This is a genomic window from Proteinivorax tanatarense, from assembly GCF_040267685.1.
GTDB lineage: Bacteria > Bacillota > Proteinivoracia > Proteinivoracales > Proteinivoracaceae > Proteinivorax > Proteinivorax tanatarense.
The window spans coordinates 70690-88509 of sequence record NZ_CP158367.1; the positions used below are offsets into that span (position 1 = coordinate 70690).

Consider the following 17820-nt stretch of genomic DNA (forward strand, 5'->3'; position numbering starts at 1 on the left):
ATAACAATGTTCGGAAGGAGTGGTAGCATGGGGAAATATAAGAGAAGTGAAAGAACTGTTATGTTAAGTAAGAGATTATTAGAAAACCCTAATAAAATTTATCCGTTAAAAGAGTTTGCAAAGGATATGGGTGTAGCAAAATCTAGCATGAGTGAAGATATAAAACTAATAAGCAATTTATTTAAAGAGAAAAAGTTTGGGGAAATTGAGACTACCTATGGCGCTTTGGGTGGGGTTAGATATAAACCTTACACTAATCAAGAAGGGTCAAAAGAAATTTTGGATAATCTAAAAGAGGTGTTGCAAGATTCAAATAGGGTTTTACCTGGTGGATATCTATATTATTCAGATGTTATTTACAACCCCCAAATTGTAGAAAAGCTGGGTTTGCTTTTTGCAACTAAGTATAAAGATGAAAAAATAGACTATGTATTGACAATCGAGACAAAAGGCATACCTATAGCTATGGCTACAGCAAAATATTTAGATGCCAACGTGGTAGTAGCTAGGAGGGAAAATAGAGTTACTGAGGGGCCTGTAACAACTATAAATTATATTTCTGGATCTAGTAGAAGAATACAGGCAATGTCTTTGAATAAAAGGGCAATGCAACCAGGCAAAAATGTATTAATTTTAGATGACTTTATGAAAGCTGGTGGTACAGCAAAAGGACTATCAGAGCTTGTTAAGGAGTATAATTGTATTTTACAGGGAATCGGAGTTATTATAGATACCGAAAAACCCAGAAAAAAGCTAGTTGATGAATATTATTATCTATTAAAACTAAAAAATATAAATGAACTTAAAAAAGAGATCTCAATGTCAACTAATAAAGTTATCGAGGATTATAAACCTTAAAGTCGGAAATGGATGGCTTTCAAAGGGAGAGTAAAAGAATGTTCGTTGAGGCCTTTTGCTGAGCTTTTTAATCTTCTTAAACAGATAATAATAGGAGGACTACCTTTGGAATTAGGACTGAGTCACATTAAAAAAGCCCGTAATGATATTGTGCAGATCATTAAAAAAACAGGCTTGGAACAATCTAACACACTATCGGAGTTATGTGAAACCTCTATATATCTGAAAACTGAAAACTTACAAAAAACAGGGTCGTTTAAAATAAGGGGTGCAGCTAATAAGATTTATAATTTAAAGGAGAAAGGTGGCCTAAGTGGCGTTGTGGCAGCATCGGCAGGGAATCATGCTCAAGGCGTAGCCTATGCTTCTTCTAAATATGGGATGCCTTCTGTGATAGTGATGCCTGAAGGGGCGCCGATAGTTAAAGCAACGGCAACTAGGCAATATGGTGCTGAAGTCATAATAAAGGGGAAGAACTATGATCAATGTTATGAAATTGCTAAAGATATTTGTAAAAAAGACAAAAAAGAGTATGTACACGCATTTGATGATCCATATGTTATAGCTGGTCAAGGTACCGTTGGTTTGGAGCTATTAGAACAATTACCCTCTTTGGATAATATAATTATTCCAATGGGGGGTGGGGGGTTAATTGCCGGAGTACTTTTAGCTGTAAAAGAATTAAAGCCAAAAGTAAGGGTAATTGGTGTGCAAATACAAGGCTCTTCTCCTATTTACAATAAAATGAAGAAAATTAAGTCAGATGACAAGCAAATTAAATCAATGGCAGATGGAATAATGGTAAATAAACCAGGGCAATTACCCATGGCTATAATAGATAAATATTTAGATGATGCCATAACTGTAACAGAAGAAGAAATAACAAGGGGAACTTTATTTGGGTTAGAGCGTTGTAAATTAGTAATAGAAGGAGCTGCAGCAACCACATTATCAGCCCTTTTGTACAATAAAATATCTAATTTAAAGGGTAAAACAGTTGCAGTTTTGACAGGAGGTAATATAGATATCAACGTTATTTCTTCCATCATTCAGAGGGGGCTAGTAGAAGCTAACAGGGTAGCCTTTTTAGAAGTAGTATTAGCGGATGTTCCAGGAGAGTTGAACAAACTACTTTTAAATTTTGCACAAAGTAAAGCTAACGTTATAAAAATTTCTCACAATAGACTTTCAAGTGATGTTCCATTAAACCATGCTAAAGTAAACGTGTGTATAGAGACAAGAAGCAAAACCCACCTACAAGAAATTGTTCAAACGCTAAAAAAAGAGCCTTTTTATGTAAAATTCAAAAATAATATTTAAAAAAGTAAAAAAATTGCAGGAATTTGCCAATTTTTATTGAATAGAGTTGGTAAGTGTTATATCATATAAGAAGGTGGGTGCAAACTTTGAAAGTAACGGATATCAGAATTAGAAGGGTTAATAAAGAGGGGAAGATGAAAGCTATCGTTTCTGTAACCTTTGATGATGAATTTGTGGTTCATGACATCAGGGTTATTGAAGGTACAAACGGCTTTTTTGTAGCCATGCCCAGCAGAAAAGGTAATGATGGTGAACACAGAGATATCGCACATCCAATCAAAACAGAAACAAGAAGCATGATACAGGAAGCTGTACTAGAAGCGTACAGAAATTATAAGGAAGAAGCGGAAGTTTAAGGGGGCATATTATGTTCCCTTATTTTTTTGCATTTCTTGACCTTGTATTATTTATAAGTTATAGTTAAAGATATATAATAATGCAATTTTTGGGGGGAAAAAGATGAAAAATTCTGTTGCTGCAATCGTTTTAGCTGCAGGCAAAGGATCTCGAATGAAGAGCAAAAAATCTAAGGTTTTACATACAATACTAGGCAAGCCTATGTTAGAATATATATATGATGTTTTAGATCAATCTAATGCTGAGAAGATTGTTACTGTAGTAGGGCATCAAAAAGAGCAGATTATTGACAAATTTCAAAATAGAAGCCAATTTGTAACACAAGATGAACAATTAGGAACAGGTCATGCAGTGATGCAAGGAGAAGAGAAGTTTAAGAATTATTCAGGACATGTACTAATTTTGTGTGGAGATACACCACTTCTAACCTCTGGCACTATCAATTCATTAATTAAACACCATATAGAAGGTGGTTATCAGGGAACTATTTTAACTGCGCTCCAACAGGATCCTACTGGATATGGCAGGGTGATAAGAGGTGCAGATAAAAATGTAATATCAGTTGTAGAGCAAAAGGATGCTACAGAAGAACAGAAAAATATTAAAGAAGTAAACACTGGGATATTTATTTTTCAATCCAAAATCTTATTTGAACTATTACATAAAATTCAAAACAACAATGCTCAAGGGGAATATTATCTACCGGATGTATTAAAAGTGATGCTGGAAAATAGTTTAGAAGTTGGAGCAATGCAAATGAAAGACTCTACTGAGATGATTGGAATTAATGATAGGGTAATGTTACATGATGCTCAAAAAGCTATGCAGAAAGCAATTAACTTGGCTTGGATGAAGAAGGGGGTTACTATAATAGACCCTGACAGCACTTATATAGACCCTACTTGTCAAATTTCTCAGGATGTCACTATACACCCCATGACATTTATAAAGGGGAATACAGTAATTGAAGAAGGGGCAGAGCTAGGGCCTAACACCACAGTTGTTGACTCTGAAATAGGGGAAAACACCAGCGTAGTACAATCTAGCGTTCAAAGCTCTAAACTAAAAAGTGGGATCCAAATAGGTCCATATACTCATATAAGACCTAATTGCGAAGTAGCTGATAGTGTCAAGCTTGGCAACTTTGTGGAAGTAAAAAATGCGAAAATAGGTACTCAAAGTAAAGCCGCTCATCTAACTTACCTAGGTGACTGTACAATAGAAGAAAATGTAAACATTGGATGTGGCACGATTACGGCGAACTATGACGGGAAACAAAAGCACCATACTTTGATTAAAAAAGGAGCTTTTATCGGGAGCAATTCAAATTTAATAGCACCGATAACTGTTGGAGAGCAAGGATTTGTTGCTGCTGGTTCTACTGTGACGAAAGACGTACCCTCTGATAGCTTGGTTATAGCCAGGGGGAAAGAGGTAGTTAGAAAAAACTGGATTAAAAAATAAAAGCATTCAATTAAGGTTTAGGGAGGATATTAGATAATGAATTTACTTGATCAAAAACCTAAGTTTTTTTCTTGTTCTGCTAACAAAGGCTTAGCTGAAAAAATTGCAGACTCTTGTGGTTGTTCTTTAAGCAATGGGGAAGTATACAGATTCAGTGACGGGGAGGCCACAGTACGTATAGAAGAAAGTGTACGTGGTGCTGACTGTTTTATTATTCAATCTACCTCTGCTCCTGCTAACGAGAATCTAATGGAGCTGTTAATAATGATAGATGCAATAAAGAGGGCATCAGCATCGAGAATCACAGCTGTTATACCCTATTATGGTTATGCTAGGCAAGAGAGGAAGGCCAGGGCTAGAGACCCTATTACTGCAAAGTTGGTTGCTGATTTGATTACTACAGCTGGAGCAGACAGAGTGTTGACGTTAGATTTACATGCCCCGCCTATACAAGGTTTTTTTGACATTCCAGTTGATCACTTAACAGCGGTACCCTTACTGGCAAATTACTACAAGAAAAACAAAAATTTGGATAATATCACTGTAGTATCTCCAGATATGGGTGGCGTCACAAGAGCCAGAGATTTAGCTGAAAGGTTAGGTGTTCCTCTAGCAATAATGGACAAAAGAAGACCTCATCCAAATGTTGCGGAAATCTTGAATATAATTGGCGATATTCAAGGTAGAGATATAATTGTTGTAGATGATATAATTGACACAGCTGGTACTATATCACAGGGGTCTCAAGCGTTACTAAATAGGGGAGCTAAAACTGTAACTGCATGTTGTACACATCCTGTATTCTCCGGAGCCGCTATCGAAAGGTTACAAAAGTCTCCCCTGGAGGAAATAATTGTTACAAACTCGATTAATCTTCCAAAAGAAAAGCAGATTGAAAAGATAAAGGTGTTATCTTTAGCAGAGTTATTTGGAAATGCTATAACAAGAATACATGAGAACTTATCAATTAGTGAGATATTTGACTAAGTTTGACTAACCTGTTGTTAAAATGTATAATCTTCATTAAACATTTAGAATAATTGAACCTTATAAGGAGGAATTATCATGGTTTTTAAGTTAGAAGGAGAAAGTAGAGAAAGTTCAGTAAAGGGTGTAAATTCGAAGTTAAGGGCAGAAGGCAAAATACCTGGGATTTTATATGGTAAAGATATAGATAGTAAGCCTATTGCTATAAGATTTAAAGATTTTAACTCGTTAATTAACACAGGACTTGGCGCCAACTCAGTAATTAACTTCAACCTAGGTGGTGAAGATTACTCAGTCATGGTAAGGGAAATGCAACGAGATCAGATAAAGGGTGATATAATACATATCGACCTTCAAAAGGTATCTATGACTGATGAAATGGTTGCGGCAGTTCCTATATGGATTATAGGTGAGGAAGAAGCAAACAAAAATGGTATAGTTCAGACACAAATAAAAGAGGTTGAAGTAAAAGGTCTTCCTAATGACTTGCCAGACCATGTCCAAGTGGATGTTTCTAAGCTAGAGCTAGGTGATGCTTTATATGTTAAAGATGTGAACCTGCCAGAAAACTTAGAGGTTTTAACAGATAAAGAAGAGTTAGTTGTTTCTATCGTATCTGTTCAAGAGGAAAGCGAAGAAACTGAAATAGAAGAACCTACAGAACCTGAAGTAATAGGAAAAGGCAAAGAAGACGAAGAATAAACTTTAAAAAGTGGCGCAGTAGCGTCACTTTTTTAACCAGGGAGGAAGTTATGAAAGTAGTAGTAGGGTTAGGGAACCCAAAACCTAAATATCAGTTAAATCGACATAATGTAGGTTTTATGGTGTTAGATAACCTAGCTGATTGTATGGGGATAGAATTTAAAAGAGTAAAAAAGTTTAAAAGTTTATGTGCTGAAACAAATATTAAAGGTGAGAAAATATTACTTGTAAAACCCTTAACTTACATGAACCTTAGTGGTGGGGCTGTAGAAGCAATAGTTAACTATTTTAACATTGCCAAAGAGGATATAATTGTAATATACGATGATCTAGATACCGATGTAGGCAAGTTTAAAATTAAGGCGAAAGGTGGAGCGGGGGGCCAGAAAGGACTTAAGTCTATTATAGAACATTTAGGGACAAAAGAAGTTCCCAGAATAAAAATAGGTATAGGGAAACCTCAAAATGGAAAGGGAGTAACCGCCCACGTTTTGGGGAATTTTACTCAAGTAGAGTGTGAGTTTGTTTCCACTGTTATTGCAGAGGTTGAAAAAAGTTTAATAGATTATTGTAATGGTATCGGAATAGAACAGCTGATGAGCGCATATAATAAGAAATAGGTGATGGAGCTCACCTGGGTATGCTGTTTACCTAAACTGCTTAAAAGCTAATGGCTCCTGTCTCTTCGGGACAGGGGTCATTTTGTCTTTTTTTGGGCAGATTATAGATGATTACAAAATAATCAAACTTGCCTTCCGCTATACACATGACACTTGACATTTCTGCTACGTAATTTGGGAAATTCATTGGGTTTGTCGATAAAGGCAATGTTATATCAGGCTTTGTAAGTTTAGCAATCGCCTATTATAAAATTATATAGGAGGGATTTTGTTGTTAGCAAGTCTATTGATAATAATAGCGTTAGGGATAATATTTAAACGAACAACGGAAAAAATAGGATTGCCTCACATAATTGGTCTAATTCTTTTAGGTTGGATAATAGGGCCTTATGCCCTTGATCTACTCATAGTAGAAATTAACAACCTATCAGCAGAAATAAGGGTTTTAGCTTTAATTATAATTTTGGTAAGGGCAGGGATCGGGCTTAATATAGAAACATTAAAGAGAGTAGGGAAAACTGCAAGTTTTCTAAGCTTTATACCCTGTGTTTTAGAAGGAGCAACAGTAACTTTATTAGCCATGCTGTTGTTTGACTTAGAATTTGCAATTGCTGGGGTGCTGGGCTTTGTATTAGCAGCTGTTTCTCCCGCTATTATAGTTCCATCTATGTTGAAATTGAAAAAAGAGGGGTGGGGGATGGACAAAGGAGTGCCTGTTCTTGTGTTGGCTGCTGCTTCTGTGGATGATGTAGTGGCTATAACCCTTTTGACATCATTTTTATCGATGGCTGCACAAGGGGGAGGATTTGAATTTATTAACTTAGCATTAATACCTTATGAAATAATAGCGGGTGTATTAATAGGGGTTGTATTTGCATTTGTGTTAATTTGGCTGCTAGAGAAATTTAGCGTTAAAGGTAATGATTATATCGGCTTTATCTTTGCAGCTTCTATTGCAATTTATCTTCTTGGACAATTTTTAGATGTAGCTGGACTTCTAGGAGTTATGTCATTTGGTTTTCTGTTGCAAAGTAAAACTACACAAGAAAACAACGATAAAATTAAGAAAAGCTTTGCATCTTTATGGTATGTTGGAGAAATATTTCTCTTTATCTTAATTGGGGCCCAGGTTGACATTGGAATTATCGCTGACGCTTCTGTTTTGGGGTTGATAATAATAGTAAGCGGGGTTGTTGCTAGAGGTGTTGGTGTTATGATATCAACTATAGGATCTGGACTAAACTTTAAAGAAAGGCTTTTTATTTCTCTCGCCTTTGTTCCTAAAGCAACTGTTCAGGCCGCAGTGGGTGGTATGGCCCTTTCTATGGGTTTGGATTTTGGAGAAGAAATTTTAGCAATAGCGGTTTTAGCTATTGTGGTAACTGCGCCTTTAGGAGCTTGGTTAATTAACTTTTTTGCACCTAAATTTTTAATTAAACAAAAATCCCTTGATTAAAGGAAATTTATTTGCTTTAATAGAATACAATATAAAAGATAGTTTTAATATATAGTGGGAAATCAACCTTTTTTATTGAGATTTTAGAATGAAACAATGGATATTAAATTTTAGCTATCTTAAGTAGCTGTGAGGGAAATTAAGTAAAATTTTTTAAAGATAGGAGGGATGGCAGTGTTAGTTAAAGAAGTGTTAAGAGAAATTGTTTTTACTATCAATTATCGCGCCACATTGAAAGATGCTGCTTATTTAATTGCTGTTAATGGTGCGGACAGTTTAATTGTTGTTGATAATGAAAACAAAGTTATGGGTATAATAACAGAACAAGAAATTTTTAAGCCTAAAGAGCAAATGGAGATGAATAATGATTTACTGTTGGGAAGTTTGATTAACTTAAGGAACCCACAGCGTTTTATAAGTGAACTTGCGGAGAGTGCTGACCTGCCAGTGACCTCTGCCATGATAGCTGATGTTGCCATGGTAAAAGCTGAGCAAGATATAAAAGAAGCTATGCAAACTATTTATAAGTCTCAGCTTTCTGTCATACCAGTAGTAGACGATGGCGAAAAACTAGTTGGTGTTGTATATCAACAAGATGTAATAAAGCTTATTGAAAGGTAGATAAATTTGAATATATATATATCGGTGATTTTTATCACAGCAGTAATAGCTTTGGTTTCCTATTGGCTTAACACAATAGCTTATGAGCGCGCAAAAGACTATTCAGTTATAATAGCTGCAATACTAGAGGAGACCCTTAAGACGTTGGGAGGGGTGCTAGCTGGGAGTATATTATATTTACATATTTCCTTTGGGGTAGTTGAAGGGATTATCGAGCTAAAGGCTAATAAAAGTGTCTCTATGCTGTCAGCTATACTTGCAGTGTTAGGACATGCAGCTTTTGGATATATAACCTGGACCATATATAGTTTAACCGGAGTATTATTTTTTGGTATACTAGGTGGTATTTTTAGCCATATTATTTATAATTCACTAGTAATCGGACTGGTGAATAATATAAAAAAGTCTTGACCTATTCAAGACTTTTTTATGATGTAAAGGGGGATTGTTATGTTAAAATTGCTAAAGGATAGCGCCGAATTTAATAGTATAATTAAAAATATAACAAATGATAAAAGCCAGCTAGTTTATGGCTTGTCTGGCGGGCAAAAAGGTTTTGTTATATCTAATATAGTAAGTGTTAGCAAAAGTAAACTTTTAATATTGGTAAATGATAAGGCAAATTTAGAGAAATTAAAAAATCAATTACAGGGGTATTTAGGTAAAGATTATATTGCAGTTTTTCCTCAAAATCCTATGATCCCTGGAGAGGCAGACCATAGCAGTCGAGATATTGAGCTTCAACGGATAAGGACTATATATCGTTTGGTTAACAATGAAGTTAATGTTGTAATTGCAACGGCCACTTCTTTGTTAGAATTTTTGCCGCCTATCGAATTTATTATGGGCAGAAATATGTTGTTTAAAGTTGATAAGGAATATGACTTTGAAAAAATAAAGAGCCAGCTAACGGAAAATGGTTATAAAAAAGTAGATGTGGTAGAGAACCAAGGAGAGTATGCCTTTCGAGGTGACATTCTTGACATATTTTCAGTTACAGCAGAATTTCCTATAAGATTAGAGTTTTTTGGAGAACAACTTGAAGCTATTAAATTTTTTGAGGTGTCCACACAAAGGTCATATAAGCAAGTAAAAGGGGTAGAAATATTCCCTGCCACACTTACTGCTATAGAAAATAGCACTCAACAGGAGCTAATAGAGATATTAAACACAAAGCTTAGAACAATAAAAGATTTGTCTTTAAGAGATAAATTAATCAGTGATATAGAAAAAATTGAAAATAAAATTCAATTTGATGAACTAAACCAGTACAATAATATAATATATAAAAATCCTAAAAGCTTAGTAGATTTACTTGATGATTTTGTTGTGGCTTTGGATGAAACTATGATTATAAAAAAAGAGATGCGAGAATGGGAACAGGATGCACAATTAAGAGTTAAAAGCCTTATTGAAAAAAGTAAAATAGTTGGAGATGTCCCTGTTTATTTTAAAAGTGAAGAAATATGGAGCAAGATAAGACAAAAAACTTCAATTCACTTTACTTTGCTGTTAAGGAGTATGGAAGATATTAAGTTAGATCAAACTATATCGTTACCTTTTAGACAGGCGCCAGTTTTTGGGGGGCAGGTCAATCTGTTTTTTACTGAAGTAAAAAGCATGTTAGATCAAGGGTTTAAAGTGTATTTTAGTTATACTAAAGAGCGTAACAAGGAAAAAGTTATAAAGGGATTAAAAGAGTTTAATGTAAGCAAAGATCAATTGGAGAAGCTTTTGTTTTTTCATCAAGGATTCATAGAAGATGGGTTTATTTTTGATAGCGGGCAGATAGCACTGTTTACTGAAAATCAAGTGTTTAGAGCAGTTTATCAATCCTCTAAAAAAACCTCTCAACAATCGAAGTTACAAATAACAGATGTATCAAAGTTGCAGGTAGGAGATTATGTAGTACATACATCCCACGGTATCGGGATATTTAAGGGAGTAAAGACTTTAGAGGTGGCTGGTGGGAAAAAGGATTATATCAACCTTCAGTATGCAAAACAGGATAAACTTTATGTTCCTTTAGACCAGCTAGAACCGCTTCAAAAGTATATTGGAACTGAGGGCAATGCTCCTAAGGTAAATAGCTTATCAGGTGGAGAATGGACCAAGATAACAGCAAAAACAAAAAAATCAGTAGAAGAGATGGCACATAAACTTATAGATATTTATGCTAAAAGAAAGGCTAGCAAGGGTTTCAAATTTGGTCAAGACTCGTCTTTTCAAGACCAATTTGAACAATCGTTTCCGTTTAAGGAAACAAAAGACCAAGAAAAAGCAATTAAAGATACAAAAAATGATATGATGTCTTCGTATCCAATGGAACGTCTTTTGTGTGGGGATGTTGGTTATGGCAAGACAGAGGTAGCGCTGAGAGCAGCAATGAAATCAGTGCTGGATTCTAAGCAAGTAGTTGTGTTAGTGCCGACTACTGTACTAGCTCAGCAGCATTATCAATCTTTCTCCGAGAGATTTTCTAACTTTCCCGTAAACATAGAGGTGTTTAGTCGCTTTAGAAGTAAAAAAGAAATAAACAATGGATTGGCAAAGCTAGCCAATGGTGAAGTCGATATAGCTATAGGGACTCATAGACTTTTGCAAAAAGACGTACAGTTTAATGATTTAGGATTGATGATAGTAGATGAGGAACAACGCTTTGGTGTTAGCCATAAAGAAAAGTTAAAGCAAATGAAAGAAAATATAGACGTGTTAATGTTGTCTGCAACGCCTATACCAAGAACCTTACATATGTCTATGCTAGGCATAAAAGACTTGAGTGTAATAGAAACCCCGCCGGAAGACAGATTTCCGGTGCAAACGTACGTTTTGGAATATAACAAAGAAACTATCCGGTCTTCTATAAAAAGAGAGATAAACAGAGGAGGACAGGTGTACTTTGTATACAATAAAGTGGCCTCCATAAGTAAAATGGCTGCTGAACTGAAAAGTATGGTTCCAGATGCCCGCATTGCTATTGGTCATGGTCAAATGTCGGAAAGCAAACTAGAAAAAACCATGTTGGAGTTTTTAGAGGGAGAATATGATATTTTACTTAGCACAACCATTATAGAGACAGGGTTAGACATACCAAATGTTAATACATTAATAATTTATGATGCAGATAAATTTGGGTTATCTCAACTTTACCAAATTAGGGGGAGAGTAGGGCGTAGTAAAAGGCTAGCTTACTGTTACTTAACATATCAAAAAGATAAAGTTTTAACAGAAGTTGCACAAAAAAGGCTTCAAGCTATTAAAGAGTTTACGGAACTGGGTTCGGGATTTAAAATTGCCATGAGGGATTTAGAATTGAGGGGAGCTGGAAACATTTTAGGGGCTGAGCAGCACGGATTCATGGTAAAGGTTGGGTTTGACTTGTACTGCCAAATGTTAGAAGATGCAGTTAATAGACTTAAGGGTAAGCCGGTTAAAGAAAAACCTTTGGAAGTCACCTTGGAGTTTCCAGTGCCCAGCTATATTCCTGATGAACTTATGAGTGAGGCAATAAAAGTATCTTTTTATAGGCGTATATCTCAGTGTCAAACCTTTAGCTGTGTAGAGTTTATAGAGGATGAACTTAAAGATAGATTTGGAAACCTAACGGAGCCGGTCGAGAATTTGCTGCACATAGCTAAAATAAAGGTTTTAGCTCAGAAACTGAAAATAAAGAAAATAAAATGTAAAAGTTTAGGCTATATAAGTGGAAGTGGCAAGGAGTTTAATGTAATTGTAAGTTTTTATGAAAGTAAAGTGGATATAGATGGCAAAAGATTATTGAGCCTTAAACAAAAAAATAGAAAATTAGAGTTTTCTACTGTGGGGGGGTTAACTGTTAGCCTAAAAAAAACAAAAAAAGATGAGATTCTTCATAGAACAGAGGAATTATTGCATAGTTTGGATTTTTACCAATATTAGAAGGCTTGTTTAACCTTTACTACTTTGGTAAAATTAAAACAACTAAGATAGGGGAGTGGTTTAATGTTAAAACAAAAAGGGTTAGCTTTAGCTATGCTGATAGCAATGTTGCTTGTGTTTACTGGATGTGTAGGAGAATCAAATGTTGTAGCTGTTATTGATGATATAGAGATCACTAGAGAAGACCTAGATAGAGAGATAGCTTTACGCTACAAAGTACTGGGTCAACAAACCTTGCCTGATGAGTTTAAATCAGACTTTTTAGATCAGTTAATTGAAGAGGAGTTATTGTATAGAGAAGCCGTTAATCAAGGATTAGAGCCTGATAAAGAAGATGTGGAGCAAAGGTATGATATGCTAGTAGATAGACTAATAAATCAAGTATATGAGACCGAAGCAAATTTTATTAGAAAATTAGAAGAACACGAGCTTACTCAATCTGATTTTAAAGAGGTAATGGAAAGGATTACTACTATAGAGATGTTAAGGTCAGAAAAAGAGAAAGAGCTTGAAATGGTAACAAAAGAAGAAATAGAAGAGTTTTATGATGACAATAAAGAATCTTTTAAAGAAGGCGATAAGCGTCATATAAAGCATATTTTAGTTGATAGTCAAGGGCAAGCAGATACAATACGCAAAAGGATTACAGATAGAGACGAGGATTTTGATGAGTTGGCAAAGGAATTTTCTGATTGTCCCAGCGGTGAAGATGGTGGAGATTTGGGAGTTATTGGGTCTGAGGGTTTAGATGAAGGGTTTGCTGATGCTGCTTTTTCCATTGAAGTAGGTACATTAAGTGAACCAGTGGAATCTAGTTTTGGTTGGCATATTATAAAAGTTTTAGATGAAGAAAAAGGCTATACTAGAGAACTAGATGCTGAAGTTAAAAATCAAATTACAAATCACATAATGCAACAAAGGGCTGAGGAGGCAGAAACTGAGTTTATAAATAGTCTTAAAAAAGAAGTAAATGTAGAAAATAGATTAAATGACTAAATTTCAATGTAGTGGTAAAAAATGAATAAAGTCCCTCTTTATGATAAATACTAGCATTAGACTAGACTTAAAGAGGAGGGAACAACTTGAAGGCCACAGGCATTGTAAGAAGAATTGACGATTTAGGCAGAGTAGTAATTCCTAAAGAAATTAGACGTACATTAAAAATCAGAGAAGGGGATCCTTTAGAAATATTTGTTGACCGAGATGGAGAAGTAATATTGAAAAAATATTCGCCAATCGGAGAACTAGGTGATTTCGCTAAAGAATATTCTGAGTCTTTGTTTGAATCTTTAGGACATATTTGTGCTATTTCTGATAGAGATGCAATTATATCTATATCAGGTGGTTCTAAAAAAGAGTTCATGAATAAAAGTGTTGGAGATGCCGTTGAACGTGCTATGGAAGAAAGAAGAACGGTTAAAACAAATACTGGATTAGATAAAGGACTAAAAGTTTTAGAGGATGATAATATTAATTTTTCAGATCAATTAGTAGCACCAATCATTGCAAATGGAGATCCTATAGGTTCTGTTATAATCTGTAGCAAAGAAGAGAATATTTCATTTAAAGAGATAGAAGCAAAAATGGCTGAGGTTGCTGCAAGTTTTCTTGCAAAACAAATGGCTTAAAAGGGTGGCTGTCGCCACCCCTTTTTTATTTATCTACATAAATGTTGAAAACTTGTGTATAATTATGTTTAATGGAAAATTTTTTACTAATTAGGAGAGGAAAGAATTGAGTAAAAATAATGCTTCGTTTGTTAAAGGCACTGCAATTTTAGCCTCTGCGGGATTATTTGCTAAAATCTTAGGGGCGGTTTATAGAATCCCGCTATTTGAAATACTAGGGGAAGAGGGGATAGGATATTTTCAAATGGCATACCCGGTTTATTCTTCCCTTATTGCCATTTCTACAGCGGGAATTCCTATCGCCATTTCAAAGCTTGTATCCGAAAGAGTTACCCAAAAAGATCCTAAAGGAGCAGCACAAGTTTTAAGGGTAGCGACAACTCTTTTACTAGTCACAGGCTTTATTTTTTCCGTGGCTTTATTTTTAGGTGCAGAGTATTATGCTAATAACATTTTAAAAACTCCCAAAGCTGTATACTCACTTAAAAGTATATCACCGGCTATTTTTTTGGCTGTACTTATGTCAGCTTTTAGGGGATTTTTTCAAGGGCATCAAAACATGATACCTACTGCCTTATCCCAAGTAGTAGAGCAGGTAGTTAGGGTTATGACTATTTTTATTTTAGCTATTGTTTTTGTGCCTATGGGCGTAGAATATGGTGCAGCAGGAGCTACTTTTGGAGCGGTTATGGGTATGTTTGGCGCTTTGTGTGTAATGCTTTACTTTCTTTACAAACATAGAAAAAGCTTTGCTGAAGCTCCGTCAAGAAATCTTGTGGTTAAATATAGAAATAGGGATGTGTTGCGGCAAATAATAGTATTAGCTCTACCAATTAGCGTTGCTAGCATGGTTCTTCCTATAATCCACTTAATAGACTCGCTGTTAATCCCACGTCGATTAGTCGAAGCGGGCTTTACGGAGCCAGAGTCGGCAGCTTTATACGGTGTGTTCACTGGAGCAGCTATGGTGTTGGTTAACGTCCCAACTCTTTTTACAACAGCTATGGCAAAAAGTTTAGTACCTTCCATTTCTGAAGCTAACTCCTATAAAAACAGCACACTAGTTAAAAGTAGAACTGGAATTGCAATAAGATTGACGTTATTACTAGGGTTGCCATCAGCTATTGGACTTTTTGTGTTGGCGGAGCCACTGGGGTTGATGCTTTTCAATACCGCTGATGTAGCTATATCACTATCAATAGTTTGCTTTAGTGTCATTTTTTTAACCCTACATCAAACTACAGGAGCAATTTTGCAGGGGGCAGGGAAAACTTATATACCCGTCACTAATCTTTTTATAGGTGCTTTTTTAAAAATAATACTTAACTATACCTTAACAGCAATTCCAGAATTTAACATAAGAGGCCCTGCCATAGCAACAGTAATATGCTACTTGGTTTCTTCTAGTTTAAACTTATATATGATTTATAAAGTTATAGGCTTTAAAGTTACTATAAAAGAATATATATATAAGCCTCTTATTACAAGTGGTTTAATGGGAGCAGTGGTTTGGGGAACCTACAATATTTTAGTTTCCACTGAGATATTTGCTTTTATAAGCAATGTGCATATCAGGCTACAAGTTACAGTTGAAACTCTCAGTGCTGTATCAATAGGAGTAATCGCTTATGGTTTTTTACTGTTGCTCTTTGGAGCGATAACACAAAGAGAAATAGAAGAGATTCCTTTAATAGGGAAAAAAGTTATACCATACCTAAAAAAGTTTAACTTGCTTAGATAAGGAGGGAGAGGCGTGTCAGAAATAAACAAGCTTCTTGATGTAGTGGAAGTGTTGCGTAGTGAAAATGGGTGTCCCTGGGATAAAAAGCAGACTCATAACAGCTTAATTGACTATGTTATAGAAGAAAGCTATGAAGTTAAGGATGCAATTTTGACAGATGACATGAATAAAATTGAAGAAGAGTTGGGAGACTTATTATTACAGGTAGTTCTTCACTGTCAAATAGCAAAAGAGAATGAAGAGTTTGATTTTAACAGCTGTGCAAAAAGAATTAAGGAGAAACTTATTTTTAGGCATCCACATGTATTTAGCAATGATAATAACAAAACTATTTCTGAACAGGAAGTAGAGTTGATATGGAAAAAACAGAAACAAAAAGAAAACAAAAAATCTGTGGTTTTGGAAGGATTGCCCGCAACGTTAAAAGTAGATAAGTTTTTTAAAACCGATTTTGGAAAAGGGAAATTAGAAGCTTTGAAAACTCTTAAATTATCTGATTCCGTTCCAATAAACAACATAAAAGATAAAAAAGATCTCATGAATTTAACACTTATTATGATTTACCTGTGCAAAGTAAATGGTCATAACTTTAACCATATTATAGAAGAAACTGTAAAAAATTTACTCTCAAATCAGCAAAAATCATAAAAAATAGGACTTTTAGCCAAACTTTTTTAAAAAATCCTTTATTTTTGCAGGAATTACGGGAATAATCGAGAATAGGTAGTATGAAATTTATATTAACCAGGAGGTAATGTTCTGTGAACAAAACTGAATTAATCCAAGGTGTAGCTGAAAAAAGTGGTTTAACAAAAAAGGATAGTGAAAAAGCTGTCAATGCGATGCTTGAAACTATTATCGAAGCTGTAAGTGCAGGTGACAAAGTGCAGCTTATCGGTTTTGGAACATTTGAAGCGAGAGAAAGAGCTGCTAGAGAAGGCAGAAATCCAAGTACTGGAGAAACTATTCAAATTCCAGCTACTAAAGTACCTGCTTTTAAAGCTGGTAAAGCATTCAAAGATACAGTTAAATAAAAAAGATTGGGCTGATGCCCAATCTTTTTTATATGTTAATGTTTCAAAAGTATTTTTTATCCTCTCTAAACAAATAATAAAAAATAAAAGGGAGGATTAACTTTAAATAATGACTAAATATTTAAAAGTGTTTTTTTTAGTTATAACTTTATCAATAATGTTTTTGGCTTTGGCAGGTTGTAGGATTTTACAACGACCAGAGGAAGCCGATCCTATACCTGATCCTGAAGAGCCAGAGCAGGAAGCTGTATTGCCTGAAGTTTTAGAAGCCGAAGAGGGACAGGAACCCACGTTGGATGTTTATATGCATGAAGAGAATACAGTAGAAAACATGTCAATGGAGGAATATATTGAAGGTGTAGTCGCAGCGGAGATGAGACCGGAATGGGATGAAGAAGCCTTAGCAGCTCAGGCTATAATTGCTAGAACTTTTACATTACAAAAAATTGAAGCAGAGGGAGGCCTGCCTGATAGGGACGCTCATGCTTCCACTGATATTCAAGAATTCCAAGCTTATGACAGAGAGGCTGTAAATGAAAACGTACAAGCCGCTGTAGAGAGAACAAGGGGCGAGGTAGCAGTATACGGTGGACAGTTTATAAGGGCATGGTTTCATGCCTACTGTGGTGGCACCACAGCTACTGCTAAAGAAGGACTCAACTATGCAGATGAGGAGCCCCCATATATTCACAGAGTAGATTGTCCATGTTATGAAGAAATAGATGAAGACGAAAGAGAATTTGAAGAAAGTTTTAGCACAGAACAAGTGAGGGGGGCTGTTCAAGAAATAACTGGAGAAGATCCTGGACAGTTTGAAAGTATTGATGTTATAGAAGAGTCAGAAGGTAGAGCTATAAAATTACAGGTAGGCGAAGTAGAGGTCAATGCAGCTGAATTAAGAATCAATCTTGGAAGTACAGAGCTTAGGGCTACAGTTATAGACAATATAACAGTTGAAGGAAATCAAGTAACTTTTACTGGTAGAGGTTATGGTCATGGGGTAGGAATGTGCCAGTGGGGTGCTTATATTTTTGCAAGAAACGATGAAAAAAGTGCTGAAGATATAGTAGATTATTACTTTAAGGACGTCAGCATACAAAAACTTTGGGACTAG

The 17820-nt window shown here is 35.3% G+C and carries 17 protein-coding genes and 1 riboswitch; all 17 genes read left to right on the top strand.

Features of this window, described 5'->3' with window-relative positions; all coding sequences use genetic code 11:
• The first annotated feature begins 27 nt into the window (after positions 1-27).
• Positions 28-858, top strand: coding sequence for a pur operon repressor (gene purR / locus PRVXT_RS00345; protein WP_350343728.1), 831 nt, complete (start codon positions 28-30; stop codon positions 856-858).
• A 105-nt stretch (positions 859-963) separates the two neighbouring features.
• Positions 964-2178 carry a threonine ammonia-lyase gene (ilvA, locus tag PRVXT_RS00350; protein ID WP_350343729.1) on the top strand — a complete coding sequence of 405 codons (1215 nt, stop codon included), beginning with the start codon at positions 964-966 and terminating at the stop codon, positions 2176-2178.
• Positions 2179-2264: 86 nt separating this feature from the next.
• Positions 2265-2534, top strand: coding sequence for a septation regulator SpoVG (gene spoVG / locus PRVXT_RS00355; RefSeq protein WP_350343730.1), 270 nt, complete (start codon positions 2265-2267; stop codon positions 2532-2534).
• Between the two features lie 103 nt (positions 2535-2637).
• On the top strand, positions 2638-3999 hold the full coding sequence (glmU, locus tag PRVXT_RS00360) for a bifunctional UDP-N-acetylglucosamine diphosphorylase/glucosamine-1-phosphate N-acetyltransferase GlmU (RefSeq protein ID WP_350343731.1): 1362 nt from the start codon (positions 2638-2640) through the stop codon (positions 3997-3999).
• Positions 4000-4035: 36 nt separating this feature from the next.
• Positions 4036-4986, top strand: a complete 951-nt coding sequence (locus PRVXT_RS00365; protein ID WP_350343732.1) for a ribose-phosphate diphosphokinase — start codon at positions 4036-4038, stop codon at positions 4984-4986.
• 78 nt (positions 4987-5064) lie between these two features.
• Complete coding sequence (locus PRVXT_RS00370) at positions 5065-5688, top strand: 50S ribosomal protein L25 (protein ID WP_350343733.1); 624 nt, start codon at positions 5065-5067, stop codon at positions 5686-5688.
• Positions 5689-5738: 50 nt separating this feature from the next.
• Positions 5739-6308, top strand: a complete 570-nt coding sequence (gene pth / locus PRVXT_RS00375; RefSeq protein ID WP_350343734.1) for an aminoacyl-tRNA hydrolase — start codon at positions 5739-5741, stop codon at positions 6306-6308.
• A riboswitch (Fluoride riboswitch) is annotated at positions 6299-6375 on the top strand. It overlaps the preceding gene by 10 nt.
• Positions 6376-6579: 204 nt before the next feature.
• Positions 6580-7764, top strand: a complete 1185-nt coding sequence (locus PRVXT_RS00380) for a cation:proton antiporter (RefSeq protein ID WP_350343735.1) — start codon at positions 6580-6582, stop codon at positions 7762-7764.
• A 174-nt stretch (positions 7765-7938) separates the two neighbouring features.
• Positions 7939-8385, top strand: coding sequence for a CBS domain-containing protein (locus PRVXT_RS00385; protein WP_350343736.1), 447 nt, complete (start codon positions 7939-7941; stop codon positions 8383-8385).
• A gap of 6 nt (positions 8386-8391) precedes the next feature.
• Positions 8392-8796: a hypothetical protein gene (locus PRVXT_RS00390; RefSeq protein WP_350343737.1), complete on the top strand. Its 405-nt coding sequence runs from the start codon at positions 8392-8394 to the stop codon at positions 8794-8796.
• A 39-nt stretch (positions 8797-8835) separates the two neighbouring features.
• Positions 8836-12303 carry a transcription-repair coupling factor gene (gene mfd, locus PRVXT_RS00395; RefSeq protein ID WP_350343738.1) on the top strand — a complete coding sequence of 1156 codons (3468 nt, stop codon included), beginning with the start codon at positions 8836-8838 and terminating at the stop codon, positions 12301-12303.
• A gap of 63 nt (positions 12304-12366) precedes the next feature.
• On the top strand, positions 12367-13299 hold the full coding sequence (locus PRVXT_RS00400; RefSeq protein WP_350343739.1) for a peptidylprolyl isomerase: 933 nt from the start codon (positions 12367-12369) through the stop codon (positions 13297-13299).
• An 86-nt stretch (positions 13300-13385) separates the two neighbouring features.
• On the top strand, positions 13386-13931 hold the full coding sequence (spoVT, locus tag PRVXT_RS00405; RefSeq protein WP_350343740.1) for a stage V sporulation protein T: 546 nt from the start codon (positions 13386-13388) through the stop codon (positions 13929-13931).
• A gap of 106 nt (positions 13932-14037) precedes the next feature.
• Complete coding sequence (locus tag PRVXT_RS00410; RefSeq protein WP_350343741.1) at positions 14038-15672, top strand: putative polysaccharide biosynthesis protein; 1635 nt, start codon at positions 14038-14040, stop codon at positions 15670-15672.
• A gap of 12 nt (positions 15673-15684) precedes the next feature.
• Positions 15685-16320 (top strand): MazG nucleotide pyrophosphohydrolase domain-containing protein, encoded by a 636-nt coding sequence (locus PRVXT_RS00415; RefSeq protein ID WP_350343742.1) that lies wholly within the window; start codon positions 15685-15687, stop codon positions 16318-16320.
• A gap of 113 nt (positions 16321-16433) precedes the next feature.
• Positions 16434-16706, top strand: coding sequence for an HU family DNA-binding protein (locus PRVXT_RS00420; RefSeq protein WP_350343743.1), 273 nt, complete (start codon positions 16434-16436; stop codon positions 16704-16706).
• Between the two features lie 109 nt (positions 16707-16815).
• Entirely contained in the window at positions 16816-17820 is a 1005-nt protein-coding gene (locus PRVXT_RS00425; RefSeq protein WP_350343744.1) for a SpoIID/LytB domain-containing protein, read from the top strand.